General features: G+C 71.7%; 23 protein-coding genes and 2 tRNA genes. 10 read left to right on the forward strand and 15 right to left on the reverse strand.

The genetic code is table 11. The features are described 5' to 3' along the window. Positions 1 to 41 precede the first annotated feature (41 nt). Positions 42 to 1,790 (reverse strand): hypothetical protein, encoded by a 1,749-nt coding sequence (locus M9914_10785; GenBank protein ID MCO5174663.1) that lies wholly within the window; start codon positions 1,788 to 1,790, stop codon positions 42 to 44. 72 nt (positions 1,791 to 1,862) lie between these two features. On the opposite strand from M9914_10785, the gene M9914_10790 reads away from it, so the two are divergent. Next, positions 1,863 to 2,192 carry a cyclic-di-AMP receptor gene (locus M9914_10790; GenBank protein ID MCO5174664.1) on the forward strand — a complete coding sequence of 110 codons (330 nt, stop codon included), beginning with the start codon at positions 1,863 to 1,865 and terminating at the stop codon, positions 2,190 to 2,192. A gap of 77 nt (positions 2,193 to 2,269) precedes the next feature. On the opposite strand, the gene M9914_10795 is transcribed toward M9914_10790, so the two are convergent. Then, positions 2,270 to 3,544, reverse strand: coding sequence for a hypothetical protein (locus M9914_10795; GenBank protein MCO5174665.1), 1,275 nt, complete (start codon positions 3,542 to 3,544; stop codon positions 2,270 to 2,272). 201 nt (positions 3,545 to 3,745) lie between these two features. Here M9914_10795 and M9914_10800 point away from each other — a divergent pair. Both M9914_10800 and M9914_10805 read left to right on the forward strand, forming a co-directional pair. After that, positions 3,746 to 3,821: transfer RNA gene (locus M9914_10800), tRNA-Ala, on the forward strand. Positions 3,822 to 3,991: 170 nt separating this feature from the next. Next, positions 3,992 to 4,258, forward strand: coding sequence for a hypothetical protein (locus M9914_10805; protein ID MCO5174666.1), 267 nt, complete (start codon positions 3,992 to 3,994; stop codon positions 4,256 to 4,258). 323 nt (positions 4,259 to 4,581) lie between these two features. Here the strand turns inward: M9914_10805 and M9914_10810 are convergent, their stop codons facing one another. Then, the gene (locus M9914_10810; protein MCO5174667.1) at positions 4,582 to 5,406 is read right to left on the reverse strand and encodes a ZIP family metal transporter; all 825 of its coding nucleotides are present in this window, start codon (positions 5,404 to 5,406) and stop codon (positions 4,582 to 4,584) included. Positions 5,407 to 5,507: 101 nt separating this feature from the next. Here M9914_10810 and M9914_10815 point away from each other — a divergent pair, with 101 nt between their 5' ends. Continuing rightward, positions 5,508 to 6,515: a hypothetical protein gene (locus M9914_10815; protein MCO5174668.1), complete on the forward strand. Its 1,008-nt coding sequence runs from the start codon at positions 5,508 to 5,510 to the stop codon at positions 6,513 to 6,515. 4 nt (positions 6,516 to 6,519) lie between these two features. Beyond that, positions 6,520 to 7,431 (forward strand): PfkB family carbohydrate kinase, encoded by a 912-nt coding sequence (locus tag M9914_10820; GenBank protein ID MCO5174669.1) that lies wholly within the window; start codon positions 6,520 to 6,522, stop codon positions 7,429 to 7,431. Between the two features lie 126 nt (positions 7,432 to 7,557). Here the strand turns inward: M9914_10820 and M9914_10825 are convergent, their stop codons facing one another. From M9914_10825 to M9914_10840, 4 genes are all read right to left on the reverse strand, one after another. Then, positions 7,558 to 8,475, reverse strand: a complete 918-nt coding sequence (locus M9914_10825; protein ID MCO5174670.1) for an ABC transporter permease — start codon at positions 8,473 to 8,475, stop codon at positions 7,558 to 7,560. Continuing rightward, a complete protein-coding gene (locus tag M9914_10830) occupies positions 8,472 to 9,566 on the reverse strand; it encodes an ABC transporter permease (GenBank protein ID MCO5174671.1) in 1,095 nt (364 codons plus the stop codon). The genes M9914_10825 and M9914_10830 overlap by 4 nt, the downstream gene beginning before the upstream one ends. Beyond that, positions 9,563 to 11,215, reverse strand: a complete 1,653-nt coding sequence (locus M9914_10835) for an ATP-binding cassette domain-containing protein (GenBank protein MCO5174672.1) — start codon at positions 11,213 to 11,215, stop codon at positions 9,563 to 9,565. Before M9914_10835 ends, M9914_10830 begins: the two co-directional genes overlap by 4 nt. Positions 11,216 to 11,306: 91 nt before the next feature. Beyond that, positions 11,307 to 12,338 (reverse strand): BMP family ABC transporter substrate-binding protein, encoded by a 1,032-nt coding sequence (locus tag M9914_10840; GenBank protein ID MCO5174673.1) that lies wholly within the window; start codon positions 12,336 to 12,338, stop codon positions 11,307 to 11,309. A gap of 173 nt (positions 12,339 to 12,511) precedes the next feature. Between M9914_10840 and M9914_10845 the strand changes: the two genes are divergently transcribed. Then, a complete protein-coding gene (locus tag M9914_10845) occupies positions 12,512 to 12,931 on the forward strand; it encodes an EamA family transporter (protein MCO5174674.1) in 420 nt (139 codons plus the stop codon). 82 nt (positions 12,932 to 13,013) lie between these two features. On the opposite strand, the gene M9914_10850 is transcribed toward M9914_10845, so the two are convergent. The 3 genes from M9914_10850 to M9914_10860 all read right to left on the reverse strand — a co-directional run bounded on the left by M9914_10850 (position 13,014) and on the right by M9914_10860 (position 14,875). Further along, on the reverse strand, positions 13,014 to 14,075 hold the full coding sequence (locus M9914_10850) for a DnaJ domain-containing protein (GenBank protein ID MCO5174675.1): 1,062 nt from the start codon (positions 14,073 to 14,075) through the stop codon (positions 13,014 to 13,016). 185 nt (positions 14,076 to 14,260) lie between these two features. Continuing rightward, complete coding sequence (locus tag M9914_10855) at positions 14,261 to 14,725, reverse strand: N-acetyltransferase family protein (protein ID MCO5174676.1); 465 nt, start codon at positions 14,723 to 14,725, stop codon at positions 14,261 to 14,263. 74 nt (positions 14,726 to 14,799) lie between these two features. Continuing rightward, positions 14,800 to 14,875: transfer RNA gene (locus M9914_10860), tRNA-Lys, on the reverse strand. A gap of 157 nt (positions 14,876 to 15,032) precedes the next feature. On the opposite strand from M9914_10860, the gene M9914_10865 reads away from it, so the two are divergent. Continuing rightward, entirely contained in the window at positions 15,033 to 16,256 is a 1,224-nt protein-coding gene (locus M9914_10865) for a hypothetical protein (GenBank protein ID MCO5174677.1), read from the forward strand. A gap of 24 nt (positions 16,257 to 16,280) precedes the next feature. Here M9914_10865 and M9914_10870 read toward each other — a convergent pair whose 3' ends face one another. After that, a complete protein-coding gene (locus M9914_10870; protein MCO5174678.1) occupies positions 16,281 to 16,535 on the reverse strand; it encodes a hypothetical protein in 255 nt (84 codons plus the stop codon). Between the two features lie 141 nt (positions 16,536 to 16,676). Between M9914_10870 and M9914_10875 the strand changes: the two genes are divergently transcribed. After that, the gene (locus M9914_10875) at positions 16,677 to 19,448 is read left to right on the forward strand and encodes a hypothetical protein (protein MCO5174679.1); all 2,772 of its coding nucleotides are present in this window, start codon (positions 16,677 to 16,679) and stop codon (positions 19,446 to 19,448) included. Here M9914_10875 and M9914_10880 read toward each other — a convergent pair. From M9914_10880 to M9914_10895, 4 genes are all read right to left on the reverse strand, one after another. Continuing rightward, the gene (locus M9914_10880) at positions 19,445 to 20,239 is read right to left on the reverse strand and encodes a hypothetical protein (protein MCO5174680.1); all 795 of its coding nucleotides are present in this window, start codon (positions 20,237 to 20,239) and stop codon (positions 19,445 to 19,447) included. The two genes, M9914_10875 and M9914_10880, sit on opposite strands and share 4 nt — an antisense overlap. A gap of 74 nt (positions 20,240 to 20,313) precedes the next feature. Beyond that, positions 20,314 to 21,264 (reverse strand): hypothetical protein, encoded by a 951-nt coding sequence (locus M9914_10885; protein MCO5174681.1) that lies wholly within the window; start codon positions 21,262 to 21,264, stop codon positions 20,314 to 20,316. Between the two features lie 81 nt (positions 21,265 to 21,345). Continuing rightward, positions 21,346 to 22,812, reverse strand: coding sequence for a hypothetical protein (locus tag M9914_10890; protein ID MCO5174682.1), 1,467 nt, complete (start codon positions 22,810 to 22,812; stop codon positions 21,346 to 21,348). Next, entirely contained in the window at positions 22,809 to 23,450 is a 642-nt protein-coding gene (locus tag M9914_10895; protein MCO5174683.1) for an ABC transporter ATP-binding protein, read from the reverse strand. The genes M9914_10890 and M9914_10895 overlap by 4 nt, the downstream gene beginning before the upstream one ends. A gap of 134 nt (positions 23,451 to 23,584) precedes the next feature. Here M9914_10895 and M9914_10900 point away from each other — a divergent pair, with 134 nt between their 5' ends. Next, a complete protein-coding gene (locus M9914_10900) occupies positions 23,585 to 23,854 on the forward strand; it encodes a hypothetical protein (protein ID MCO5174684.1) in 270 nt (89 codons plus the stop codon). Then, complete coding sequence (locus M9914_10905) at positions 23,851 to 25,158, forward strand: amidohydrolase family protein (protein MCO5174685.1); 1,308 nt, start codon at positions 23,851 to 23,853, stop codon at positions 25,156 to 25,158. Before M9914_10900 ends, M9914_10905 begins: the two co-directional genes overlap by 4 nt. The last annotated feature ends 40 nt before the right edge of the window (positions 25,159 to 25,198 follow it).

Genomic DNA, 25,198 nt, shown 5'->3' on the forward strand with positions numbered 1-25,198 from the left:
GGCATGAAGGCGGCGCTTAGCGTGCGCGCTGCCGCGGTCCGCTACTCGGCGTCCTCGCGCAACGCTTCCATGGCGAACGCCACGTAGTCTGCCGCGGGCGTGAGGCCCGTCGCCGCGGCCGCGCGGAACTGCGCCAACGCCGCGACCGGGTTGCGGACGACGCCGGTGCCGTGCAGGAGGAGCTTCCCGTACTCGTACTGCCCTTGCGGGTTGCCGAGGGCCGCCGCCCGCGCGTACCAGGAGGCGCCGATCACGTCGTCTCGCTCCACGCCCATCCCCCGCAGGTAGAGGTCGCCGAGTGCCAGCTGTGCCTCGGGGACGCCCCCCTCGGCGGCGCGCCGGTAGTAGGCGGCGGCCTTGGCGTTGCTCCACGGCTGCCCGAGACCGTTCTGGGCCATGTACCCAAGGTAGTACTGGGCGAGGTGGTTGCCGGCATCGGCCTCGGGCTCCAGGGCGCGCCTGGCGCCGCCGAAGTCCCCGCCGCGGTAGGCGGCCATACCGGTCTCGAACGAGCTGGGCGCGAGCGCGCCCGTCATGCGACCGGCCATCACGTACTGCAAGAGCAGGAAGACGGCGATGGAGGCGACGAGGCTCCAGACGAGGTACGGGCGCAGACGCGGCCCGCCCGCCCTGGCAGGCGGCGCGATCCAGGAGGCGCCGCCGTAGGCGGCACCGGGCACCTTGGTCCCGCCGGTACCCCGGCCGGCCGACTGCGACGCCCCCTCGCTCCAACCGCGGTCGCCGCGGGCCACGGCACCGGACTCGCCGTAACCGTCCGCCGCGGCGTGGTCGTCGGCAGCGTAGCCGTCGTGGGGCGACGGCACCCACCGTGTCGAGGTCGTGAACACGGCGATATCGTCCGCCCTGCGCCGCGGGCCCAGACGATCGGCCTCCTCCTCCGGGTCGCTCGGGTACTCCTCCTCGACCGGCGCATCGCCTTCCCCTTCGTCGACCACCGCCCACGCGACTCCGAGCCGGTCGCCGACCCCGGGGTCGGCGCCTCCGGGGTCGTGATCCTCCTGCTCGGCGAGCCCACGGTCCACTTCCGCTCGTTCCGCGTCCGCGCCCTCAGCGTCGGCCCACCCGGCGTCCTCCTCGTCCTCCTCGTCAGCCCCGTACCCGACCCGGTCGGGGGCGATGGGGCGCAACGCGCTCCAACTGCCCGTGTCCTCTACGGCCCAGGCCGAGGAGGTGTCCCAACCCGTTCGCGGGGGTTGCGGTTCCGCAGTGGCCATGGGGGCGTCGTAAGGGGGACCGTGGGCCTCGTCAGTAGCGGCGTGCGGCGGGACGCCGGGCGGGTCGGTCCGCCCACCGGCTTCCCGTTCCGACGCAGCGAACCGACCGTGCTCGTAATACCGCTCGCCCGGCTCCCCCCACGGCGCCTCCGCGTAGTGCTCGGCCTCGAGCTCCAGGTCAGGCTCGGGGCCGAAATCCGGCTCGTCGTCGGGTTCATAGGCAGGGGCGTCGTAGGGTCCGGAGCCGGACTCGACCGCCGAGTCGACCCCGGCCTCCGGTCGAGCGTCCGGCTCGCCTCCCGAGAGGAAAGACACGACCGGATCGGGCGCGGGCACCACGGCGACCTCGACGCCGGCCTCCATGAACACCTCGGCGATGGCCGCGGCTTTGTCCGGCAGCACGGGCTTGGTGACCGGACCCTTGCGGCCGTGGAGGAGCGTGTGGATGCGTTGCGGGTCCATCTCCAAGCGCTCGGCGATGCGCGTGGAGACCCCCCCGACGTCGGCGGCGGGTACCGGGCGAGTGACCTCTACAACGAAGCGGCGTTCGCTCAAACCGCACCTTCCCGTCTTGGCGTCATTGTACTCTCACCAACTCGGGGTTCTGTCTGCTAGCATGTTCACACCATGAAGTTGATCCTCGCCATCGTGCAGGACGCGGACTCCTCGCGTCTCCAGGAAGCCCTGGGGGAGAACGGTTTCCAGTCCACCAAGCTCGCGTCGACCGGGGGCTTCTTACGTGAGGGCAACACGACCGTGCTCATCGGCGTCCAGGACCACAAGGTTCCAGAGGTGAAGGAGATCATCCACGCCACGTGCCGCGAGCGCACCAAGGTCGTCACGGCCGGCTCCCCCATCCACGCGCTCGAAGGCGTCTTCGCCAGCCAGCCCATGGAGGTGCCCGTCGGCGGCGCCATCGTGTTCGTGCTCTCGACGGACGAGTTCGTCAGGCTGTAAGCGCAGTTCGGCAAGCGAGCCCGCCATGGGCGCGTTCGAGTGACCCGCCGCCTCCCGCTCGGGAGGCGGTTGCTGTTCTAGAGCTCGGCCTCCCCACCCGACGTGGCGGCCGAGAGCGCACGCTTGTCCGCCGCCCGCAGCGCCCCGAACCTGAACGAGAACGAGACGGTGATCGCCGCCATGAGCACGGCCAGGCCGAAGAGCGCCGGCATACCTACGAAGGGGATGAGGATGCCGGCCGCGACGGGCGCGAGGCTGGGTAGTGCCAGCACCGTGTTCGAGAGGCCGATGTAGAGCGAGCGGTCGTGCACGGGCGCGATGGCGTACAGGAGGTTCCACGCGGCGATCCCGACGCCGGCGTTGCCGACGGACGAGAGGACGAACACGACCGAGTAGAGGCGCCAGTCGTGGATCAGGAGCGCCGCGAGCGGAGCGGCGAGGAGCGAGAAGTACCCGACCTGCATCACGAAGACGTTGCGACCCCCGTCCGCCGGCAGCCTGAAGGCGTAGTTGCCGACGATGGTGGCCGCCGTCGCGGCCATGACGTAGACGCCGATGGCGCTCTCGGGGGCACCGAGCTTGGTGATGGCGTACACGGCGTAGAACGGCTCGGCGAGGAGCGCCGCGAGCCCGAGGAAGCGTACGCGCAGGAACCGCCGCAACCCGACGTCGACGCGCAGGAGGGCCGGTATCTCGCGCAGCATGCCGACCAGCGGGCGCTTCAGCCCTGGCACGCCGCGCGGCTCCTTGACGAGCGAGAAGCTCGCGTAGGCGAGCCCGGAGAGGATCGTCCCGAGCAGGAAGATCAGGCCGAAGTTGTTGGGGAAGCCGATGTCCGACTCGAGGACGGCGCGCAGCACGAAGCCGGCCCCGAGCGCGAGGATGCCGCCGATCGAGTTGCGTAGCGCCCAGAAAGTGCCCAGCCGCGCGTGGGGCACGATCTTGGCGGTGACGTCCGCGAACGGGACCCCACCGATCCCGCCGGCCATGGCGTTGATGGTGATCATGACGAGGAGGATCGTCGTCATGAGCGCGGGCCGACCGCTGCCGATGAAGAACACGGACGCCGTCATGGTGAGGAGGGCGAGCGTGCGCACCGTGGACGTGAAGTGGTAGAAGCGCAGCTTGAGCGGCTCCGGCGAGATGCGGTTGGCGACCAGGAGCTGCGGCAGGAACCAGGTTCCGACCCGCAGCGCCGGTACGAGGCCGATCACCACGGCCGGCGCCCCGATCGAGGCCAGGAACGGCGCCATGACGAGGCCGGAATGCAGGAAAGCCTCGCCGCCGTTGACGAGGATCCCGTTGATCACGCCCAAGAAGAAGTTCCGCCGCTTGACGCGCTCAGGCACCATGTCTCGGGACATCGTATAGCGCCCCGGCCGCCTTGGGGCGGCCGGGGCGCGTGCCTCCCGTCACCACGCCGTCGCGGTCTCGGGCGCCGCGATGGCGAACCGCGCGCATAGGGCCGGACGCGTACCGGCGTTTGACACCCCCGCGGCGCAACACTTACACTTCCCGTTGCCCGGTCCGCTTCGCACGGACCGCCGGCTCCCGGGGCTGTGGCGCAGTTGGGAGCGCGCGTGAATCGCACTCACGAGGTCAGGGGTTCGAATCCCCTCAGCTCCACCAAGGAAAACACGCTGGGAACGGCGCTTCTTGACGAGGCGCCGTTCAACGTTCCGGTCCCACGGTAGCAGGCCGGCGGCAGAGCGTGCCGTGAACGCCAGCCGCATCCGGTCCGGCCCGGCGCGTATCCTTCCCCGAGGCCCCACGGACGGGCCACGAGGGAGGCGATCGCGATGCCCAAGTACCTGTTCTCGGTCCTTCACGATTCGGACGGCATGGCCACCGCCGAGGAGATGGCCGCGATCGACGCCTTCAACGAGCAGCTCCAGGCCGACGGCCACCGGCTCTTCGCCTGCGGCCTGGCCGCGCCGGCCACGGCTACCGTCGTCGACGGTCGAGGGCGCGAGGCGGTGCTGACCGCCGGGTCGTTCGTGGCGTCCGAGGAGCATGTCGTGGGGTTCTGGATCATCCAGGCCCAGGGCGCGGACGTGGCGCTCTGACTGGCTACCGAGGCGTCGAAGTGCTGTAACCGGCGGATCGAGCTCAGAGCCCTGTTCGACTGACAGGGGGCGGGCCGCCGCCGCCGCGGCGAACGCTCACCGCCGCACACGCACGAGATGTGAGCAAGCCCACAGGCGCGGCCCTTCCCTAGTGTGTCGCCAGGCTGTTACACTCTCTCTCGGCCCACGACCCCCCGCGTGGGCCACTTTTCATAGGTATTCACCTATGAACGCCCCGTTCCCAACGCTAGTTCTGAGGTTTCCATTCTAACAGCGAACCAGACACTTGGGGCGGGTGCACGCCACGAAGAGCAGTGACGCCTTCAGCCGAGGGCGACGTCCAGCACCAGCATGACCAGGGCGCCCAGCATGGTGCCGAGCGTCGCGACGCGCTCGTGGCCGTTCCCGTGCGTCTCCGGCACGATCTCGTCGAGGATCACGAACAGCATGGCGCCCGCGGCGAAGCCCATGGCGTAGGGCAGGATGGGCGCCGCGACGTGCACGAGCCAGGCGCCTATCACCGCCAACGGGACCTCGACCACCCCAGCCCTGATACCGGTGAACGCGGCGTACCAGAGGCTGCCCATCCCGGCGTTGCGCGCCGCGACGGCCACCGCCAGGCCCTCGGGCACGTTCTGGATGCCGATGGCCAGCATGAGGGCGATGGCGTCGTTGAGGTTGCCGCTGCCGAAGCCGACCCCGACGGCCAGGCCCTCCGGCATGTTGTGGAGGGTGATGGCGACGATGAAGAGGAGCACGCCGGAGAGGCCGCTGCGGCGGCGAGCGTCCGCGCCGGACTGCTGGGCGGCGTCGGACCGCGGTCGGCCCGTCACGAGCACGTGGATGTGCGGCACCCACGCGTCGGCGCGGTCGAGCATGATGACCCCGATGACCATGCCTATGACCACGGGGAGCAGGCCGCCGACCTCGATGCCGGGCAGGATGAGGCTCGTGAAGCTCGCGGTCAGCATCACGCCGGCGGCGAAGCCGAGCGCCGCGTCGAGCGAGCGCCGCGTGGGGTTGCGCCAGACGAGCACGGCCAGCGCGCCGATCAGGTTGAAGGCGGTGATGATCAGTCCGCCCCAGAGACCCTGCCAGACGGGGTGTGGACCGATCACCTTCGCGAAGAGGTCGACGAGACCTTCCATCGGCGCCAGTTTATGTTCCCGCCGGCCGAGGAGGGGCCGGCCGGCGGCAGACAACGGACTTCGCACACTCGCCGGCACCCGGGGCGGACCATGATGGGGTCATGCCCCACCACCCGACCCGCGACGCGGCAAGGACCGCGGTCGTTACCGCACTGCTCCTGACGGCCTTCTGCGGCTGCGCCGGGAGCAGGTCGCAGACCCCTCCCCCGCCAGGGCGTGGGCCGGACCTCGCCGGCTGCCCCATGCTGCCGGCCGACAACATCTGGAACGCCCGCGTCGACGGGCTACCCATCATGCCACCAACGGGCGACTACGTGGCGTCCATCGGGGCGGGCACGTCCGTGCACGCCGACTTCGGCTCGGGGCTCTGGGAGGGCGCGCCGATCGGCATCCCGTTCACCACGGTCGCGGCCGGCCAGCCGACCGTGACCGTGAGCTTCTACTACCCGGAAGAGTCCGACCGGGCGCCGTACCCCATCCCTCGCGACGCGCCCGTGGAAGGCGCACCGCCCGGCGGGGTGGCGGACGGCGGCGACCGGCACGTGCTCGTAATAGACGTCTCGAGCTGCGTCCTGTACGAGCTGTTCGACGCCGAGTCGCGAAGGGACGGGAGCTGGGCCGCCGGTTCAGGCGCCGTCTTCGACCTGCGGAGCAACGCCCTCAGACCCGACGGCTGGACCTCGGCCGATGCCGCCGGCCTCCCGATCCTCCCCGGCCTCGTGCGCTACGACGAGGTGGCGGCGGGCGAGATCGCCCACGCCATACGGTTCACCGCGCCGCGCACGCGCGACGCCCACGTATGGCCCGCGCGCCATGACGCCTCCAGCCATGGCGACCCCGAGCTGCCGCCCATGGGTCAACGCTTCCGCCTGCGCGCCGACTTCGACGCGAGCGGCATGGCGCCGGAAGTACAGGTCATCGTGAGGGCCATGCAGCGCTACGGCCTCGTCCTCGCGGACAACGGCTCGAGCTGGTTCCTCTCCGGCGCACCCGACGAGCGCTGGGACAACGAGGCGTTGCAGCAACTCAAGCGGATCGAGGGGAGCGACTTCGAGGCCGTTGACGTGTCCGGCCTCATGGCCGACCCCGACTCCGGACAGGTGAGGTGAGGGCGTGCGCTTCGTCTGCGTGACGCCGAACGCCGCCGTCGACCGCATCCTGCATCTGAGCCGGCCGCGCGCGCCACACGGCCTGAACCGCGTGGCGCGCGTAAGCGAATCGGCGGGCGGCAAGGGGATGAACGTCGCCCGCGTCCTGAAGGCGCTGGGCGCCGAGGTCGTGGTGGCGGGGTTCCTCGCCGGTCTCAACGCCGCGCGCTTCAAGGCGCTCCTCGAGCGCGACGGCCTGGACGGACCCTTCGTAGCGGTTACCGGCGAGACGCGCGAGTGCCAGATCGTGGTGGACGGACACGGGCAGCCGATGGAGATCAACGACCCGGGGCCCTTGGCCGAGGCGAGCGACTGGGAGCGGCTCGCCGCCGGGCTGCCGGAGGGGCGCCTGGTCATCTCCGGCAGCCTGCCGCCCGGCCTGTCTCCCGAGGAGTTCGGAAAGTTCCTCACCGCGATCGCCGAGAGGCGCGGCGAGAAGCCGGTCGTCGACACGAGCGGGCCGTTCCTCGTAACGGCCGCCGCCGCGGGCGTCGCCCTCGTCAAGCCGAACGAGCACGAGATCGGGCTCTTGAGCCCGGGAACGGCCGACCCGGTCGAGGCGGCCCGCGGGGTGTACGCGCGCACGGGCGTCCCGGTCCTGCTCACCCTCGGGGCGGCCGGCGCCGCGTACGTCGGCACGGAGAGCGCCTTCGTGCCGGCGCCGTCGATAGACGCCGTCAACCCCGTCGCGTCCGGCGACTGCCTGTTGGCGGCCTTCCTCTGGGCCGGCGCCCAAGCGTGGCCGACGGCGGAAGCGCTGAGGCTGGGCGTGGCGGCTGGCGCCGCGAACGCACGGCTCGGCGGCGGCGGGCGACTGCGCCGCGAAGAGGTCTTCGCGCAGCTCCGGCAGGTGGCGCAGGCCGTCGCCCTCGACTGAGGCAAGGCCGAGAGACCAGCGCGGCGCGGGAGCGACCGGGCGGGGAAGCCCCGAACCGCCGGCTGGGCGAGCGGCGGACCGGCGAGGCCGCCGCGTCCGCCCGACCCTGAAAGGTCGGCCCCGGGCTCACTCGTCGCCGACCCCGAGCCTGCGCCTGCGAGCGGCGCTGTACCCCACGAACGCCACGAGGGTCAGCACGTAGGGGAAAGCGAGGAGGAGTTGCGGCGCCACGCCTCGAACGGTGAGCTGCAGCGAGTTCGCCACCCCCTCTGCCGCACCGAAGAGGAGCGCCACGCCGGCGGAGCCCCAGGCCGTGGCGCCGCCGACGATGGCCGCCACGAGGCCCACCCAGCCGCGACCGCCCGACATGTCCTGCACGAACCCCCCGAGGGTCAGCGAGAGCTGGGCCCCGGCGAGGCCGGCCAGGAGGCCGCTCGCCGCGACCGCCGTGTACCGGAGGGCGTCGACCCGTAGCCCCGCGGCTCGAGCGGCGGCGGGGTCCTCGCCCGTCGCGCGCAGCCTCAGGCCGAAACGCGACCGGAACAACACGTGAGCGACGACGGGCACCAGCAACCAGGCGAGGTAGTCGAGCGCAGTGTGACCGTTCAGGAACGCCAACGGTCCGAAGCCGGCGACGCCTGGAAGCGCCAGGCGCGGCAACGTCGGCATGCCGGCGAACCGGAGCTGCCCCGCCTGGCCGGAGAGCAGCCAGGCGGCGTAGGCGGTGACGGCCGCCGAGAACGCGTTGGTGGCCAACCCAACGATGAACAAGTTGGCGCGAAGGTAGAGAGAGAACCAGCCGAACACCAGCGCAAGGAACATGCCGGCGAGCGCCGCGCACGCGACCCCAACGACCAGGCTGCCAGTCAGCCCGGCGCCTAGCACCGCCGCGAAGGCGCCGGCCAGGAGCACGCCCTCGAGACCGATGTTGACGAGCCCGGCGCGCTGCGTGAGCGCGCCGGCCAGCGCGAGGACGACCAGGGGGGCGCCGAGCCTGAGGACGTCGTGCAGGAGCTGGAGGTCGAACACGCCGAGGACGCTCACGCGCGCGGCCCCCCGCCGGGCCCGAGTGCGCCCCGCTCGCCGGGCCGGTCTGCGCGGCGGCCCAACGCGCGGCGGAACCACACGTAGAGCGCCTGGGCGGTGATCAGGTAGAAGATCACGGACTGGACGACGGTGGCGACGCGCGGCGACACGTCGGACAGGAGGCCGGCCGCGTTGGCGCCGACCTGCAGGTAGCCGTACAGGAGCGCGGCCGGCACGACCCCGAGAGGGTGAAGCCGAGCGATCAGGGCCACCGTGATGCCGTTCCAGCCCAGGTCGTTCGAGAAGCCCGTGATGAGCCGCCCGTGCACGCCCGCGACCTCGAGCACGGCCGCGGCGCCGGCGAACGCGCCGCTCAGCGCCAGCGCCCATACGAACGAGCGCTTGGTGCGCAGCCCGCTGAAGCGCGCGAAGCGCGGGTTGCTCCCCGTCATCCTGAGGGCGTAGCCGAAGCGCGTCCGGAAGAGCATAACGAACACGAGAGCAGCCAGGGAGAGCCCCAGGAAGAAGCTCGCGTTGAGGTTCGAGGGGGGCAGGAGGCGCCCGAGCCTCAACGCGGGCTCGAGGGTGCGGGTAGCCGGGAACGCCGCCGCCGCGTCGACGAGATAGCGCCTGAGCACGAGGTCGAAGAGCTGGATGACGGCCGCGCCGACGAGGAAGGACGTGATGGCCTCGCTCGCGCCGAACCGGACGCGCAGCCAGCCGGACAGCGCCGCGAACGCCCCACCGGCCGCGGCCCCGACTAACACGGCGACGGGCAGGAACCAGCCGCTGTGCGCCCCGGCCAGCAGCAGGGCGGCGCCCCCGGCGAGCCCGCCCACATACACCTGCCCTTCCAAGCCCAGGTTGACCGCGCCGGCCCTGAAGGCGATCACCGCGCCGAGGCCCGTGACGATCAGCGGCGCGGCCGCCTGCAGCATGTTCCCGAAGAAGAAGGCGTTCGTGAACGGCCCGGTGAAGAACGCCCTCAAGGCGGCGCCAGGCTCCGCGCTCGCGCCAACGACGAGGAGCACGCCGACGCTTAGCGCTACGACCAGCGTGACGAGCAGCCCGAGGGCGTCCGCGAGCCGGTTCAGGAGCGTTGCGCTCACGACGTGGCGCTCACGCCCGTGAGCATGTGGCGGCCCAACGCCTCCTTGCCAGTGGCGCCGGCGCCAGGCAGGGTAGCGACGACGGCGCCACCGGCGAGCACGACGATGCGGTCGCTGAGCGCGATGACCTCGTCCAGGTCCGTGGAGAGGAGGAGCACGGCGCAGCCGGCGTCGCGGTAGCGACGGACGAGCGCGTGGAGGTAGCGGATGCCCCTCACGTCCAGGCCGCGGGTAGGCGAGCCGAGGACGAGCGCAACGGGAACGCCTTGCCCCGAAGGGTCGGCGTGGCGTGCGACGCTCGGCTGAGCACCAGGCGTCGCGCCACTCCCGAGGTCCTCGCTCCTCGCACGCCGTCGCGCCGTCAGCTCGCGGCCGAGCACGAGTTTCTGGACGTTGCCGCCCGAGAGCGCCGCGAGGGGCACGGAGAGCCCGGGCGTGCGCACGTCGAACTCCGCGAGCAGCCGCCTAACGGACCGCTCGAGGAGCGCAGGGCGCAGGAAGCCGAACGGGCTCTGGTACTGCAGCTGGGAGACGCCGTTGTCGAACACCGACGCGGCGGGGGCGCAAGCCCATGCGAGCCTGTCGGAAGGCACGGCGGCCAGCCCACGCCTGCGCCGCTCGCGTGGGTCGGCCAGCGTCACGTCGTGACCGGCGAGCTCGACCGTGCCGGACCGCGGCTCGAGAAGCCCGCAGAGGGCGAGTTCGAGCTCCTCCTGCCCTCCGCCCTCGACGCCCGCGACCCCCACGACCTCGCCGGCGCGCACCGTGAACGACACGTCGCGCAGCGCCGCGCGCCCGGCGACGGAGACGACGCTCAGCCCGACGACCGCGAGGGAGACGGCGCCCGGGGAGCCGTAGGGGTCGCCCTCGGCGGCCGCGGCGACCGGCCCGGGCGGCTCCGCACGGGCACCCGTCGCCGCGGCCGCGCCCACCGCGACGCCCCCTACCATCAACCCCACCAGCTCCGACTCCGAGACGGCAGAGGCGGGCCCGCTGAACACGTTCCGCCCGGCGCGCAGGACCGTGACGTCGTCCGCGACGGCCAGGACCTCGTCGAGCTTGTGGGCGATCAGGACGACCGTCCTGCCTTCGGCCGCGAGCCGCCGAACCCCCGCCAGGAACTCGGCAACCTCCTGAGGCGCGAGGGCGGCCGTCGGCTCGTCGAAGATCAGCAGGTCGGCGCCCAGGTAGAGGGCCCGCAGGATCTCGACCCGCTGTCGTTCGCCCACGGACAGGTCAGCGACCTTGGCGCGCGGATCGATGAATGTGCCGTAGCGGCGCGCTACGGTCTCGACCTCGGATCGCGCCAGGGCGCGGTCGACCGTGAGGCGGCCCGGCTCCTTGCCGAGGACCACGTTCTCCGCCACGCTCAGCGATGAGAAGAGCATGGGCTGCTGGTGCACCATGCCTACGCCCGCGGCCGCGGCCTGCCGCGGCGAGGCCGGGCGGTAGGGTCGGCCGGCGAGCGTCAGCGTGCCGCTGTCGAACGGGACCAACCCAGCGATGACCTTGGCCAGGGTGCTCTTGCCGGCGCCGTTCTCACCGATGACGGCGTGGACTCGGCCGCGACCGACACGCAAGCTGACGTCCTGCAGGGCGCGGGTCCCGTCGTACGCCTTACCGAGCTTGTGGCACTCGAGGTAGCCCACGCACGCCGCCCTTCTCCAAGCCGCCCCGTCTCCCTCTCGTCAGGCCCTACTCCGGCCCGCGGCTCGACGCTAAAGGCCCCCGTCCTCGCCGTCACCGAGCCTCGAGCGCCGCCTCGGTCAGCCTCACGTAGTCGATGGCGCCGGAGGCCATGCCCGCCTGGATCTCGCTCAGACGCGCGCGTATGGCTCCCGGCACGTACTGCTCGTAGAACTCGTCCTCGGCCAGGGAGATGGCGCCCTCCTCCACCCCGGCGCTCTCGAGCGTCCCGTACGGGAGCTCGCCCGCCATGGCGCGCTCGACCACGGAGTATATGGAGTTGTCGAGACGCTTGAGCACGCTGGCCAGGATCACGCCGGGGGCGTCGCCGTTCTGGTTGGTGTTCACCCCGACCGCGTAGCCGCCCGACTCGCTCGCGGCACGGTACACGCCGCTGTCGCCGCCGCCCGTGACCGCCATGACCGCCACCGCGCCGCGGTTGAACATGCCGAGCGCGAGGTCGCGCGCGCGGTTCGGGTCGTTCCAGTCGCCGACGACGGCGTAGAGGACGTCCGCCCCCGAGGCCACGTACCGCGCGCCGGCGGCGAAGCCGGGGTGGATCTTCGTGTCCATCGCCGGGTACGGCGTGCCGGCGAGCAGCCCGACCGTCGGGTCGTCCGGGCTCCCACTCGGAGCGTCCGCGGTGGCAAGCAGCCCCGCCACGGCCCCGCCCAGGAAGCCGAGGGCCTCGTCCGAGTACACAAGCGAGTAGACGTTGGGCTGGTCCGGCGCGGCCGCGTCGAGCACCGCCCACCGCTGCCCGGGGAAGTACCGGGACACTTCCTGCACGATCTGCGGCATGCCCTCGGTGAACGTGATGATGAGCTCGTACCGGCCGCCGGCCGCGAGCGCCATCGCGCCCGACTCCCAGTCGGAGGCGGCCCCGCCCTCGATCACGCGCACCGTCACGTTCGGGAACGCCTCGCGCACGCGCTCGACACCGGCTGTGATGGGCGGCTCGATCGGGTTCCCTCCCAGGCGACCCGGGAAGAACACGGCCACGTCGAAAGCGTCGCCCTGCGCCCACGCGAACCCCAGGACTAGCGAGAGGAGCAGAGCGATCGTGGTCGTCCGGGAACGTCTCATCGGGCACTCCTTCGGTTTCCGCCGACGCTGCGGCGGTCTCAAGTTGCCGATGATAGCCTTGCGGGCCGCCTCGGGGCGTCTCGCGGTGGCGGGTGCGGCCTCTGCCTCCCCGGGGATGGCCCGGTCCCGAACGTCTCGCCTAGAATCCTGGGGGATCAGGAGGCCCGAACCGCATGCCCTGGTGGAGCTACGCGTTACTTTCGGCGGTGGCCGCGTCCGCGACGGCGATCCTGGCGAAGATCGGCGTGAAGGACGTACCCTCGAACCTCGCCACCGCGATACGGACGGTGGTCGTGCTCGTGTTCGCGTGGGGCGTCACCTTCGCGTTCCAGGAGCACCACGCACTGCGCGAGCTCAAGCCGCGCTCCGTGGTGTTCCTCGTGCTGTCGGGCATCGCGACCGGTATCTCCTGGATCGCCTACTTCAAGGCGCTCCAGATGGCTCCTGCCTCGCGGGTGGCGCCGCTCGACAAGGTCAGCTTGGCTTTCACCATCGTCCTGGCCGCCGTGGTCCTCGGCGAGCAGGTCTCGTGGAAGCTGGGTCTGGGCGTGGCCTTCATGGTCGCCGGCGCGCTGCTGACCATCTGGAAGTGAGCGCGCCCGCGCCAGGACACCGACGACCCTCAACCTCGCCGCACACGTTCGGGTAACGACGGCCGCGCCCATACCGCCGGGGCTACCTCCTCAAGATGTCGTACGCCTCGCCGATCAGCTTGAACTGCTCCTCGGCGAGCTTGACCATGGCGCGCGGCATCTTCTTCGAGCGCATGGCGTCCGGGTGCACCGCCGCGCGCAACTCCCGGTAACGCTGCTCTATCTCCAGCTTGGAGGCGCCCTCGCGTACCTCCAGGACCGTCAGGGCCTCGGCGACCGTGCGGGGACGAGCGGAGCCGGCCGGCTGCCCCCGCGCCTGCGCCTCCGTTCGACCGGCACCGTAGCCCGACTGGTAGGCGGTCTGGCGCTCCGCACGCAAGCGCTCCTCCATGGCGCCGAGGGCCGTGCGCCGGCCCTCGGCCACGCCCCGCCCGTAGGCCTCGGAAGCGAGCTTCTGCGCCTCGCTCGCACCGTCGGCGCGCCCCTGCACGTAAGCGGCATTGGCGGCGGACGAGACGCGTGTCTGCACGTCGGCCTCGTTGAAGAGCCTCGTCGCCTCGCGACGCCCTTGCTGCAGGCCGGCGGTGAAACGGTCGTCGATGAGCTTCGCGAGGTACGACCGGGTCAACTCCGTCCGCCGCGCCGAGTGTGACTTGGCTACCTCGTCCAACTCGGCCGCAGCCGCGGCCATGTGGGTCGCCACCGTGTCGGGAGCCGCCGAGAACCCAGGGTAGTCGCGGGGCGCCAGGGTAACGGCCAGCCAGGCGCCGAGCCCGGCGCCAGTTGCGGCGAGGACCAGCCACAGCCACGGCCGCAGCCCGGCGGCCCATTCGGCCTGCGCGGGCAGCGCGCCGACGGCGCCCGCGAGCGCCACGCCGGCGAGGAGCGCTCCGCTGCCCAACGTCGCGACGAGCACGCGCTCGCGCCTGCGCACGAAGCTCGCCACGCGCCGCCGCTCCGCCTCCGCCTGGTGCGCCCACGCGTGCCTGTAGCCGAGCCGCACGCCGTCGCGGTAGAGGGCCTCGACGAGGAGGTCGGCCTGGGGAAGGTCCTTGACCTCCTTCGCGTCACGGCGGGCCTGGTTGCCCCTCACCAGGAGCCAGACGACGAGCGCCGCCGCGACCACCGCGACCAGGAGGCCCATCAGCACGCCCCCGGGGCTCGAGTCACTCTCGGGTCGCCGGCCGCCAGGTCGTCCATCAGCGCCTCAGAGCGTACCGAACGGAGGCGGTAGCGCACGCTCACCCGGCGCACGCTCACCCGGCCAAGCTCAGCGCATCCGTGCGGGCGGCGGCAGCGAACCGGCGGGGCCAAGCGGGCGCTGCATGATCACGAGGTCGGCCCAAGCGCCGAGCTTGAAACCGACGCCCTCGAGGCGTCCCGCATGCACGAAGCCCAACTTGGCGTGCAGCGCGACGGACGGGGCCGCGCCGTCACCGATGACGCCACCATCTGCCGCCACGGTCCGGCCCCGCACCGAGCTATCAGCTCGGTGAGCAGGGCAGTGCCGATGCCGCGGCCAGCCATGCCGTCGGCCACGTAGACCGAGTCCTCGACCGTGAAGCGGTAGGCGGCCCGCGGGCGGAAGGCGCCGGCGTACGCGAACCCGCCGAGCCGGCCGTCGCTCTCGGCCACCAGGTAGGGCAGCCCCAGGCTCAGCACCGCGAGCCGCCGCGCGGCCAGCTCCGCGACGTCAGGGGGCGCCTCCTCGAACGACGCGCGTCCGTATAGGACGTGGTGCGCGTACAGCTCCGCGATGGCTGTCAGGTCCGCTTCCGTGGCGTCTCGGATCACGTGGCTCGCCTCCCGCGACCCCAAAACCAGGACAGGACGTGCTCATTCGCGTGAGGCACGTCCTATCTTACGTTTGGTGGGTCGTGTAGGACTCGAACCTACAACCTACTGATTAAGAGTCAGCTGCTCTACCGGTTGAGCTAACGACCCACGGCGCGCACCGCGGCGCGAACGTCGTGAAGTGTACGCAATGAGGCCGGGCACGGTCAACCGCGAACTCATCCGTTAGCCTCCGGTGTAGGCGCGGGTCGCCGGCCCGGAGCGACGGTTGCGGCCACCGTTCGCTACGGCGCCCCTATCATGTGCCATGACCCGCACCGCGCGTCGCATCGCCGGGGCGCCCCGCCCCGACCGGCTCGTCCTGCACGTAGTCGCCGCCCTCCTGACGCTCTCCGGCGCCCCGGCCTTCGCCCAGCCGCCCGCCTTCCTCCAGGTCGGTTCGCGCCTCACGTGGGACGCGGGCGGCTCGAGCCTGTCCGGGAGCCGCTTCGTGCCGGACCCGAACGGCTGGGTCTGGCAGAACGAGCAGTGGAACCGGGTGGAGGCGACGTACGGCGGCGGGGGCGTCGGGCTCGTCCAGATCGACATCCTGTCGGCGGGGGCCGAGGGCTTCGTCGGCGACGTGCGGAGCTACCTCAACACCGACCTGCAGTCGGACGCCTACGCCCTGAGCGGGGTCGACGCCGTGGTGGGCGACACGGGCTCCTTGAGCCCCTACTGGGTGGCGCCTGCCCGCCTCGCCGCCATGCAGCCCGGCTTCGACGGCATGACGCGCGTGTGGCGCGGGCCGCGCCTTGTCAACGGGACGCAGCTCGACACCGTGTCCATCGCGACGATGACGCAAGCGAGCTACTCGAGCAACACCTACGACGTCGCTTCCGGGCTGCTGCTCTTCGGCGGCAGCATGGACGCCCAGCCCGGCGTGATGGCCAGCGACCCGAACGGAACGGTCGTGTTCCAGAACCAGGGCGCGGTCAGCTACAGCCACCTGCTGTTCCGCGGCACCAGGCAGTTGCAGGTGCCGTGGGCGGACCGGCCGGCGCCCGACTGGGCCACGCCGGGCCTGACGGTCCTCTACCAGGGGCAGAGCCGCGCCGAGATCGGCGGCGGCCTGCCGCCCCTGCCGGGCTCCGCGATGGCCATCAGCTACGTGTTCACCCAGCGCTTCGGCGGTGCGCTGCTCGGTTACCAGGTCTCCCAACTGGCCACGACGCAGGGCCTGCCGCCCGACCAGGTCAGGCTTAACCGCGCGTTCGGCAGCGCGGCCATGGGCGGCCTGTGGGCCGCGCCGGACGTGCTCGCCCGGCTCCAGGCCGGTCAGGTCCTCGATCAGGACCCGTTCACCGGCATGCAGGTCTACTTCGGCGGGGTGCAGAACGGCGCCGCCCTCGTCGTGTACCAGGGCCGCGGCGACGCGCTCGAGAACTACTACGACCCGAGCTCCGGGTTCCTGGTGTTCACCCGCTACCGCAAGCAGGCCGCGAACGTGGGCTTCCAGGTGAACGAGCTCTGGTACGCGGGTACGCAGTGACCCTCGCCTAGCAGCGAGCCTGGCCTAAGTAGGGCCGGCGGCGCCCTCGGTAACGCCGGCGAGGCCGCGCCGGCGCAGTTCGGCCTGCGCCGACGCGAGGTCGCCGTAGGTCGCCAGCGGTGCGGAGCCGCTGACGACCCTGCGTTCCAAGCTCGCGCACAGCTCAGCCAACTCCTCGACGCTCAACGAGCCGAGGTCCGGCCGGGCCTCGGTCGCGAGCGCCCGACCGCCATCCGACCGGTTCGGCTCTTCGAAGACCCCCACGCCGTCCACTTCCATGGCGCGCAGACTACTGCCGCCCCGCTTAATGCCGACTTAAGAGCCCCGTCAGGCCCACCGCCGCACAGTAGGCGCCAGGAGCGCCCGGCTGGCTATACTCGGTTCCACGAAGCCACGGAGCGCGAAGCTCCTGGAGCGAACATGCTCAGCGTCCGGCCTACGGCAACCCCCTTCCACCTGCGCCGCACCAGGCTGCTGGAGCGCATGCCGGACGAACCGGGCTTCATGGTGTGGCTCGAAGCGCCGTACGGCTACGGTAAGAGCGTCCTGGCCGGGCAGTGGGCCGAGGAGCTCGAGGGCGACGGCTGGCGCGTCGCGTGGCTCTCGCTCGCGGGCCGCGACCCACGCGCCCTGTTGGCCCAACGGCTCTCCCTCCCGGCCGCCGCGCCGTGGGGCATCATCGACGAGGAGCTGTGGCGCGAGCCGACCCTCCTCGTGTTGGAAGACCTGCAAGGCAGCGAAGACCTGGCGCCCATCCTCCAGCACCACCCCGGCCTGGTCCTCCTCGCGAGCCGCGGCCACCTCCCTTACCTCGAGCTACCCAAGCTGCGCACGCAAGGGCGCCTGCTGCACCTCACCAGCGAGCAGCTCGCGTTCCAGGAGGACGAGGCCGCCGAGCTCTTCGAGGACCGGGAGCGCGGCCACGAGGCGTGGCGCCTCACGCGGGGCTGGTCGCTGCCGCTCCACTTCGCCGCGCTGACGGGCGACCTCCCGCAGCAGGCGACCCTGTTGGAGGGCGTGAAGAGGAGCGTGAGCGAACGCGCGTGGCGTGAGCTGATGTTTCTCGCCACTGTGGACTTCCTCCCTAAGCAGGCGGCGGTAGCGGCCACGGGCGACCTCGCGCGCTCCGGGTTCCTCCAGACGCTCACGGACGGCTACCGCCTGCATCCGCTCATAGCCGAGAGCGTCCTCGGAGCGCACGACGCCGAGGTGAACGCCGCCCTCGGGGAGCAGGCCCACCGGCTCGAACCCGCGCGGCGCGGCGAGGCCTGCGAGCGCGCGCGCTTCCTGACCGGGCTGAGGGAGGTCCTGATAGGCGGCGACGGCGCCACCGTGGCCCTGAACGTCCCCGAGGCGTTCCTCAGGTGGGACGCGGCGGTGCCGCCGAGCCCGGAGCTGGAGCGGCGCGCGCACGCCACGCTCGCGCGCCTGACGCTCGGACGCTTCGAGGATGCGCTCGACGACGCGCGCGAGCTCGCCACGAACGCCGCGTTGGCGCCGCGGCTGCGCTCGGCCATCGCCAGTCAGACGCTCTCCGGCCTCGGCGGGGTCAAGCGGTTCGCGCAAGCGGCCGAGTTCAGCGCCGTCGCTCTCGACCTCTTGGACGAGCTGGCGCCGCAGGAGGCGGGGGCGATCCTGAGGGGGCTCGGCCTCGTCGCCTTCGCGCAGGGCGACTACCCGGAGGCCGAGCGGAGCTTCCGAGCAGCTCTCGCCAAGTTCCAGGCGGCAGAGGCCGGCGAGCAACAGACGACCTTCGCGCTGGTCGGCCGCGCGAACCTAGCCAGCACGCTGTGGGAACTACACGGCGATCCGCACGAGTTGCTCGCCATGATCCGCGAGGTGGCCTCCGCCCCCGGCCTGGACGACGGGGCGTTCGTGACGTTCAAGCAGAACCTGGCCGTCGCCCAGGCGTTCGTCGGTGACGAGGCCGGCGCCCTCGAGGCCACGCGGGCGGCCGCCACGAAGGCGCGCGACTACGGGGCGGTCGTCGTGAACTCGATGCTCGCGTACTTCGAGGGGGACACGGCGGCCTTCCCCGCCCTCATGGCCGGAGCGCGCAAGTGGGAGCGGTTCGAGCTCTCCGAACGCGTGAGCGCCCTCTGGCTCCGCGCGCTGCGCCGGGCCGGCGACCTCGATGCGGCCATCGACCTGCAGGAGGTCCTCGAGGTCGGCCCGTTCACGAAGCTCGAGCTCGTGTGGGCGTACGAGCGGCGCGGCGACCGCGCGCGGGCTAGGGAGCTGCTCGAACAGACGCGCGGCGCCTACCCGTACCGCGAGTTCCGCCTCCACTGGCATGCGGCCGCTTACCTCGTCGAACGCACTCACGAGCAGCTGGACGCCATCCTGGAGCTGAGCACCAACCGCGAGGGGATGCTCATCTACACCGGGGTGCCTCTCACCGCGCTGCCGCAGGACCGGCCCGAGCTAGCTCGCGCCTACCCCCTCGCCGAGGTCCTAGCCTCGGGCTGGACGGAGGCCATCCGCCTGCGCCTCGGCGAGGTGCCGCCGCTGGAGGTCAAGGTCCTGGGCGAGGTGAGCGTCGACCGCCTGGGCGAGCCGGTGCCCCTCACCGACCGCCAGCGGGAACTGGTCACCTTGCTCGCCTTGGGTGTCGGGCGCGAGGCGATCGCAGAGGAGATGTGGCCGGGCACGGACCAGAAGAAGCAGCGCAACAACCTCGGCGTCCAGCTCAACATGCTGCGCAAGCTCCTGGAGCCCTGGGGCGTGACGACCTACCTGCTCGAGAGCGGTCTGACGCGCTTCGAGTCGGACCACGCGCGCCTCGAGGCGGCGCTAGGGCGTGGCGACACGGAGACGGTGACCGCGCTGTACCGCGGTCCGCTCGCGCCGGGTGTGGACGGTGACACCGTCGTCGAGGAGCGCCTCAACCTGCACGAGCGCGTCCTGGACGCCCTGCTGGCGGGCGCCGAGGCGAACGCCTCCGCTGACGTCAGCGAACCGGACGGCACCCGGAGGGTCGAGGACGCCGTTCGCTACCTGAAGCGCCTGCTCGAGCTGGAGCCCATGCATGAGGAGGCCGTGCAGGTGTTGCTCGGCCTCCTCATGCGTCTTGGGCGCCGTAGGGACGCGCAACGCACGTTGGAGCGCTTCGCCCAGCTCTTGCGGCAAGAGACGGGGCTGGAACCGCAGCCCAGCACGCTTGCCCTGCTCGACAAGGCGGAGGGCGGCTAAGGCGCCCCGTAGTACGGGGTCCTGCTCCCGTCGGGGTTGATCTGGTACCACACGTTGAAGGCGGGGTCGAAGACCAGCGGCAAGCCGGTCGGCGTCTGGTAGTAGGTGTTCTGGCTAGGGGCGTAGGGCAGGTCGTACGTGGTCCCCGTGGTGGGGTCCGTGTACTGGTCCTCCTCGCGGATGACGGTGCGGTTGAAGTCGGCGACGCCCGCCTCCTGCGCCTGTTGCTGCTGCCACCAGGCGGCCATGGCCGCGTCGTTGGCCGCGTCGCGCTGCTTCACGCCCGCCATCCAGGCGTCGAAGCTCGCCTGCTGGCTGGCCTGCGCCGCCTTCGAGCCCTGGTAAGCCAGTTGGCAGTCGAGCGGGTTCTGCTGGCAGTGGATCGCCTGCCCCATCTGCAGGGCGTAGGAGTCGGGCGAGGTCATGTCGCCCGTCGTCTTGCGGTAGAGGTCGATGAAGTACTTGTTGTACTCGTCCAACTTCGCCTGGATCTGCTGACCGATGAGGTCCATCTGCGCCATCGGATCGAGGTTGGCGTTGTACATGCCGCCCATGGTCGGGTCGTAGGGCATGCCGTACGCGCCACCCATCGTCGGGTCGTACTGGTAGCCGTACATGCCGCCCATGGTCGGGTCGTAGGGCATGCCGTACATGCCACCCATGGTGGGATCGTACTGGTAGCCGTAGGGGTACCCGGCCGGGTAGCCGTACGGGTAGTACTGGCCAGCGGCCAGGCCGAGCGCCGCCGCGCAAAGCAGCGCCAGCGCGCTGCGTCGTCCGAACTCACTCACCTGCGCCTCCTTCCGTAGGCCGCCATGAACGGCGCGGCGCGTGACCTTCCCGCTTCCCCGATCGCCGGTCGCGCTCACGGCGTGGGTTGGTTGGAGGTCTTCTGGAGCATGTAGGTCGTGTCACCGATGTCCAGCATCGTGTAGCCGCCGTCCTCGTAGACCCAGAACTCGAACTGGTTGCCTTGGCCGTGGACCGACCCGTCGTCGTCGATGTGCGCCTGGAACTGGTAGCGCTGCCCCTGGTCCTGGATGTAGCCGACGTAGCCGCCTTGCGCGCCCTGCAAGGAGAGCACGAACGCGCCGTTGTTGCCGACGTAGGTGCCCGTCATGTCGCCGGTCTGCGTACCGAAGCCGGGCTGGGTCGGCGTACTCGGCTGCGTGCCGAAGCCGGGCTGGGTCGGCATACCCGGCTGGGTGGGCATGCCGGGTTGGGTCGGCGTGCCGAAGCCCGGCTGCGTCGGCATGCCAGGCTGGGTGGGCGTACCGAAACCGGGTTGGGTGGGCATGCCGGGCTGGGTGCCGAAGCCCGGCTGCGTGCCGAAACCGGGTTGGGTGGGCATGCCAGGTTGGGTGGGCATGCCGGGTTGGGTCGGCGTACCGGGCTGGGTGCCGGCGCCGGGGTTCACCGGCACGGCCCCTGGAGGCGGGGTCGGGAAGCCGGTCTGAGCGCCGCCCTGGCGCTGCAGGACCATCGTCTGCCCCTGCCCGACGGGCTGGCCGTTCGGCCCCATCTCGTAGAACTGGACCTGCAGCATCGAACCGTCCGGGCTGACCTGCGCTTGAAAACCGAGCACGCCCTGTTGCGACTGCACGGCGCCGTACGCGTACTGCCCGTCGGCCTGCCCCTGCAGCGGGAACTGGCCGTTGCCAGTGATGACGGCCCCCGACAAGGTGCCGTTCTGAGCCTGCTGGAACGCGATGCTGATGCCGTTGGCCTGGTCGACGAAGGTGCCGTTGAACTGCTGGGCGAGCGCCGAGGTGAGAGTCAAGGCCAAGGCCACGAAGACTAAGGTGCGGATGCGCACGGTCTCCTCCTTAAGGTAAGCCAAGGTTAGGAGAGGGGTGCTTAAATCCCGCTTAATAGCGCGGACGGCCGCGGACGGCCGTCACACGCCGATCAGGGAGACGACGATGAGCAGCCCGATCTGCGCCCCGAACGTCCAACCGGGCACCCCGAAGGCCGCCAGCACGAAGGCAGGCAACGCCGCGAGCAGCGCGGCGACGAGCTGGGCCTCCAAGCGCGCTGCGCCGGTGCCGCTCCAGGAGCCGTACTTCTCCACCACCAAGAGCACGGTTAGCACGAGCGCCGCGCCGGAGAACAGGCCACCGGCGGCGTCGCCCAGGAGGATGCTCGCCGCGAGCAGCGCGAACACGATGACGGCCGCTGCTGGAACGACCCGGCCAAGGGTGCGCGAGTAGGGGTCGAGCGGCATGACCCCGACGGCGAACTCCGGACCAAGCAGCCCGGTCCCGGCGCGGGCGACGAGGATCGCCGCCGCGAACACGGCCAACGGGCCGCCGAACAGGCTCCCGAGCGTGCCGGCAGACGGCTGCGTCGTACCCAACGCGCCCGCCCCTCCGCCGGCGCCGACCATGGCGGCCAGGCCGCCGGCGAGGAGCGCGAGGCAGAGCGTAGCGACCTGCCGCCACCAGGGGGCGCGCCAGAAGTGCGTCAGCGCGCGCCAGGCGAACGCACGCCAGACCGGGGCCTCCGCGGCGGGGAGCGGCAGTGACCGACTCGGCCGGGTGGCGCCCGGAGTGTCGTAGAGGGCGGCCAGGAGGCGCCGGCGTTCTCCGCCGTCGGCCGCCGCCTGGCGGATGAAGCTGGCCATCCCGGCCATGAGCTGCATCAGGCGCATGGCCTGCAACTGGGTGAGGACGAGGCTCTGCGAGGCGAAGCGCGGCGGCCACTCCTCCGCCAACGACGACCTGACGGACACGACGCCCAGCGCGACGACGGCGATGGGGGCGATGAGGACGACGGGCGAGGCGCCGAGGAGCGCGTCCGCGAACCCGTAGGGCACCGCGCTGAGGGCGATACCGAGCAGGGCGACGTGCCAAGCGCGTAGGCCGGACGCCCGGTAGGCGTACACGAGCCAGGCGGCGCAGAACCGGGCCACCAGGACGAGCCCTATCACGGGGGCCGCGAACGGGGTCGCTCGCCAGAAGAGTGCCGGAGCGATGGCCGTCCACACGAGGCCTACGAAGACACCCATGGCGAAGAGGCCCGCCGCCTTGAGCATGAAGCGCCATCGCAGCGCCGACCATGGCGGCACGGGGGCGAGACCGAGGCGGAACAGGTCGCGCCGGTCGAGGATGAGGGGCGGCGCCCGCCTGGCGAGTATGACGCTCGCGAACGAGGCGACGAAGACGCCAACCAGGTACGGCCGGGGGCCGGCGAGCGGCGCGGCCAGGGGCTCGAGCGTCTCGAGGCCGGCGATGACGAAGACCACCAGCCACGCGACCAGGTAGACGATCGTCCACCAGCCGACGGCGCGGCCGACCCAGTCGCGGTAGGCGCGCATGGCGCGCCCGACCGTGCGCCGCCTCAGGTAAGCGACGCCGGCCGTCACGCGCGTAGCGTGCCGTCGACGAGCTCGAGCCGCCTCGCCTCGAGCACGCTCTCGAGGTCGCGCTGGTGGCCCGTCAGCAGCACGGCGCCCCCGGCCGCGCCCCGCGCTTGCAGGCCGGCGGCGAGCAGCTCCTGCGAGGCGATGTCCAGGCCGTTGAAGGGCTCATCGAGGATGGTGAGGGGCAGTTCCAACCCCAGCGCCAGCGAGAGCGAGAGCTTCTGACGCATGCCGCGGGAGTGGGTGCCGGGGTACTCGTCCAGGCGCGCATCCAGGCCGAACGCGCCCAGCCACTCGAGCGCCCTGGCGTCGGCGTCCGGCCGGCCGTACAGGACGGCGTTGAGACGAGCGTGCTCGCGCAAGGTCAGGTCCTCGTAGAGCGCCGGGTCGTCGGGGGCGAAGACGAACTTGGAACGGGCACCCATGCTGCGGTTCGGGCGCCCGAAGATCTCGACCTCGCCGTTGCTGGGCAGGAGTCCGATGACGGCGCGCAGCAACGTGCTCTTGCCCGCCCCGTTCGGTCCGACGAGGAGCGCGACGTCGCCCGCGGCCAGTCGGAAGGTCACCTCGTCGAGCACGCTCACGCCGGCGAGGCGCACGCGCAGGTCGACGACGTTGAGCGGCGCGGGATCGGCAGACATGCCGGCACTGTACCAACCGCTCGCCGGTGCCGCCCGGGCGTCGCGCCATGACCGGCCGAACGGCCGCCGGTCCGTTGTAACGCACCGCCGTGTGCCCGTGCGCTCGGGGGCCCTCCCGCTGCCAGAATCCAGTCATGAACAAGACTTGCGGGGTGGGGAACCACGGGAAGCGCGGCAGTCGACTCATACCGAACGCGACGGGGACGGCGGTGCGAAGGCCGGTCAGGGTGCCAACCTTCCCGCTCGGGGCCGACGAGGACGCGGAGGCGCTGTTCACCTTCACCTTCGGATCACAGGACCGCCAAGCGACCACGTACGATGGGACTCTGAGCGGCACGCCAGGGGACGAAGGGGTCGGAGGCGACATGCACTATACGATCGAGTTGCGAGCGGCGGACCGGTGACGGACGGCGCGGTTCCGCGCCCCGGGGCCGGCTTCGTGGTGCGAGGCGGCACCCTAGTCCTCCCCGACGGACTGGCGCCTGGCGCGGCGCTGGTCGTGGTCGACGGGACGATCGCGGCCGTCGTGCCCGAGTCGGAGCTGACGGCGGACCAACTGGCCGCACCCACGCTCGACGCCGGCGGCGCCTACGTGCTGCCTGGCCTCGTCGACATCCATACCCACGGCGCCAGCGGCCGGCTGTTCAACGAAGCCGACGACGAGGCGTGGTCGAGCATCCTCGCGACGCAGCTCGCGCACGGCGTCACGAGCGTGCTGCCTACGACGCTGACGGCGAGCATCCCGGAGCTCACGGCCGCGCTGGCACAAGGGCGGCGGTGGCTGCGCTCGCCGGCCGCCCGGTCGGCGCGCGACGGAACGCCACGCGACCGTACGCCGTACGAGCCGGACCCCGGCGACGGGGCGCCGGCGCACGCCCAGGTTCTCGGGATGCACGTGGAAGGCCCGTACTTCGCCCTCGCGCAGTCGGGTGCCCAGGACCCTGCACACATCCGGAACCCGGACGACGGCACCGTGGACGAACTCCTCGCCTACGCCGACGCCATCAGGCTGATGAGCTTCGCGCCCGAGCTGCCCGGCGCGCTGGAACTGACGTCCAGGCTGAGCGCGCTCGGCATCGTGCCGGCCGCCGGCCACTCGAGCGCCAGGGACGAGCACCTGGCGGCGGCCATGGCGCGCGGGCTCACGCACGTCATCCACCTGTTCAGCGCCCAGTCCACCACCGTGCGCGAGGGCCCGTGGCGCAAGCCCGGGCTGCTGGAGGCCTCGCTCGCGTTCGACGGCCTCACCGTCGAGGTGATCGCCGACCACCGCCACCTCCCGACGACGCTCCTGCGCCTCGCGTACAAGGCCATCGGTCCGGACCGCCTCTGCATCGTCAGCGACGCGACGCACGGCGCCGGCATGCCCGAGGGGACGGAGCTGAAGCTCGGCGGCCTCGACATCGTCGTAGGGCCCGGCGTGGCCATGCTGAAGGACCTCACCGCGTTCGCGGGCAGCACGACGCTCCTCGACCGCATGCTCCAGGTGATGCACTTCGAGGTCGGCCTGCCGCTGGCGGAGGTCGTGCGCATGGCCTCGCTCAACCCGGCCAGGGCCGTCGGCGCGGCCGGGCGCAAGGGGAGCCTCGAGCCCGGCAAGGACGCCGACTTCGCGCTCTTCTCGCCCGCCCTCGAACCGCTGGCCGCGTACATAGGCGGCGCCCGCGCCGTTCCCAAGAGTGTGAGCGTCACAGGAGCGGACGGTTGACGGAATCTCAACCGAAACGGGCCCTGGCTTGCGCTAGCAT

The sequence above is a fragment of the Trueperaceae bacterium genome, assembly GCA_023954415.1.
GTDB lineage: Bacteria > Deinococcota > Deinococci > Deinococcales > Trueperaceae > JAAYYF01.

Bases quoted from the DNA above. Each gene is read 5' to 3' on its own strand.
- M9914_10875 (MCO5174679.1), top strand. From the start codon at position 16,677: ATGCTCAGCGTCCGGCCTACGGCAACCCCCTTCCACCTGCGCCGCACC.
- M9914_10795 (MCO5174665.1), bottom strand. From the start codon at position 3,544: ATGGTGCCTGAGCGCGTCAAGCGGCGGAACTTCTTCTTGGGCGTGATC.
- M9914_10815 (MCO5174668.1), top strand. From the start codon at position 5,508: ATGCCCCACCACCCGACCCGCGACGCGGCAAGGACCGCGGTCGTTACC.
- M9914_10805 (MCO5174666.1), top strand. From the start codon at position 3,992: ATGCCCAAGTACCTGTTCTCGGTCCTTCACGATTCGGACGGCATGGCC.
- M9914_10865 (MCO5174677.1), top strand. From the start codon at position 15,033: ATGACCCGCACCGCGCGTCGCATCGCCGGGGCGCCCCGCCCCGACCGG.
- M9914_10840 (MCO5174673.1), bottom strand. From the start codon at position 12,338: ATGAGACGTTCCCGGACGACCACGATCGCTCTGCTCCTCTCGCTAGTC.
- M9914_10870 (MCO5174678.1), bottom strand. From the start codon at position 16,535: ATGGAAGTGGACGGCGTGGGGGTCTTCGAAGAGCCGAACCGGTCGGAT.
- M9914_10845 (MCO5174674.1), top strand. From the start codon at position 12,512: ATGCCCTGGTGGAGCTACGCGTTACTTTCGGCGGTGGCCGCGTCCGCG.
- M9914_10895 (MCO5174683.1), bottom strand. From the start codon at position 23,450: ATGTCTGCCGATCCCGCGCCGCTCAACGTCGTCGACCTGCGCGTGCGC.
- M9914_10850 (MCO5174675.1), bottom strand. From the start codon at position 14,075: ATGGGCCTCCTGGTCGCGGTGGTCGCGGCGGCGCTCGTCGTCTGGCTC.
- M9914_10790 (MCO5174664.1), top strand. From the start codon at position 1,863: ATGAAGTTGATCCTCGCCATCGTGCAGGACGCGGACTCCTCGCGTCTC.
- M9914_10900 (MCO5174684.1), top strand. From the start codon at position 23,585: ATGAACAAGACTTGCGGGGTGGGGAACCACGGGAAGCGCGGCAGTCGA.
- M9914_10810 (MCO5174667.1), bottom strand. From the start codon at position 5,406: ATGGAAGGTCTCGTCGACCTCTTCGCGAAGGTGATCGGTCCACACCCC.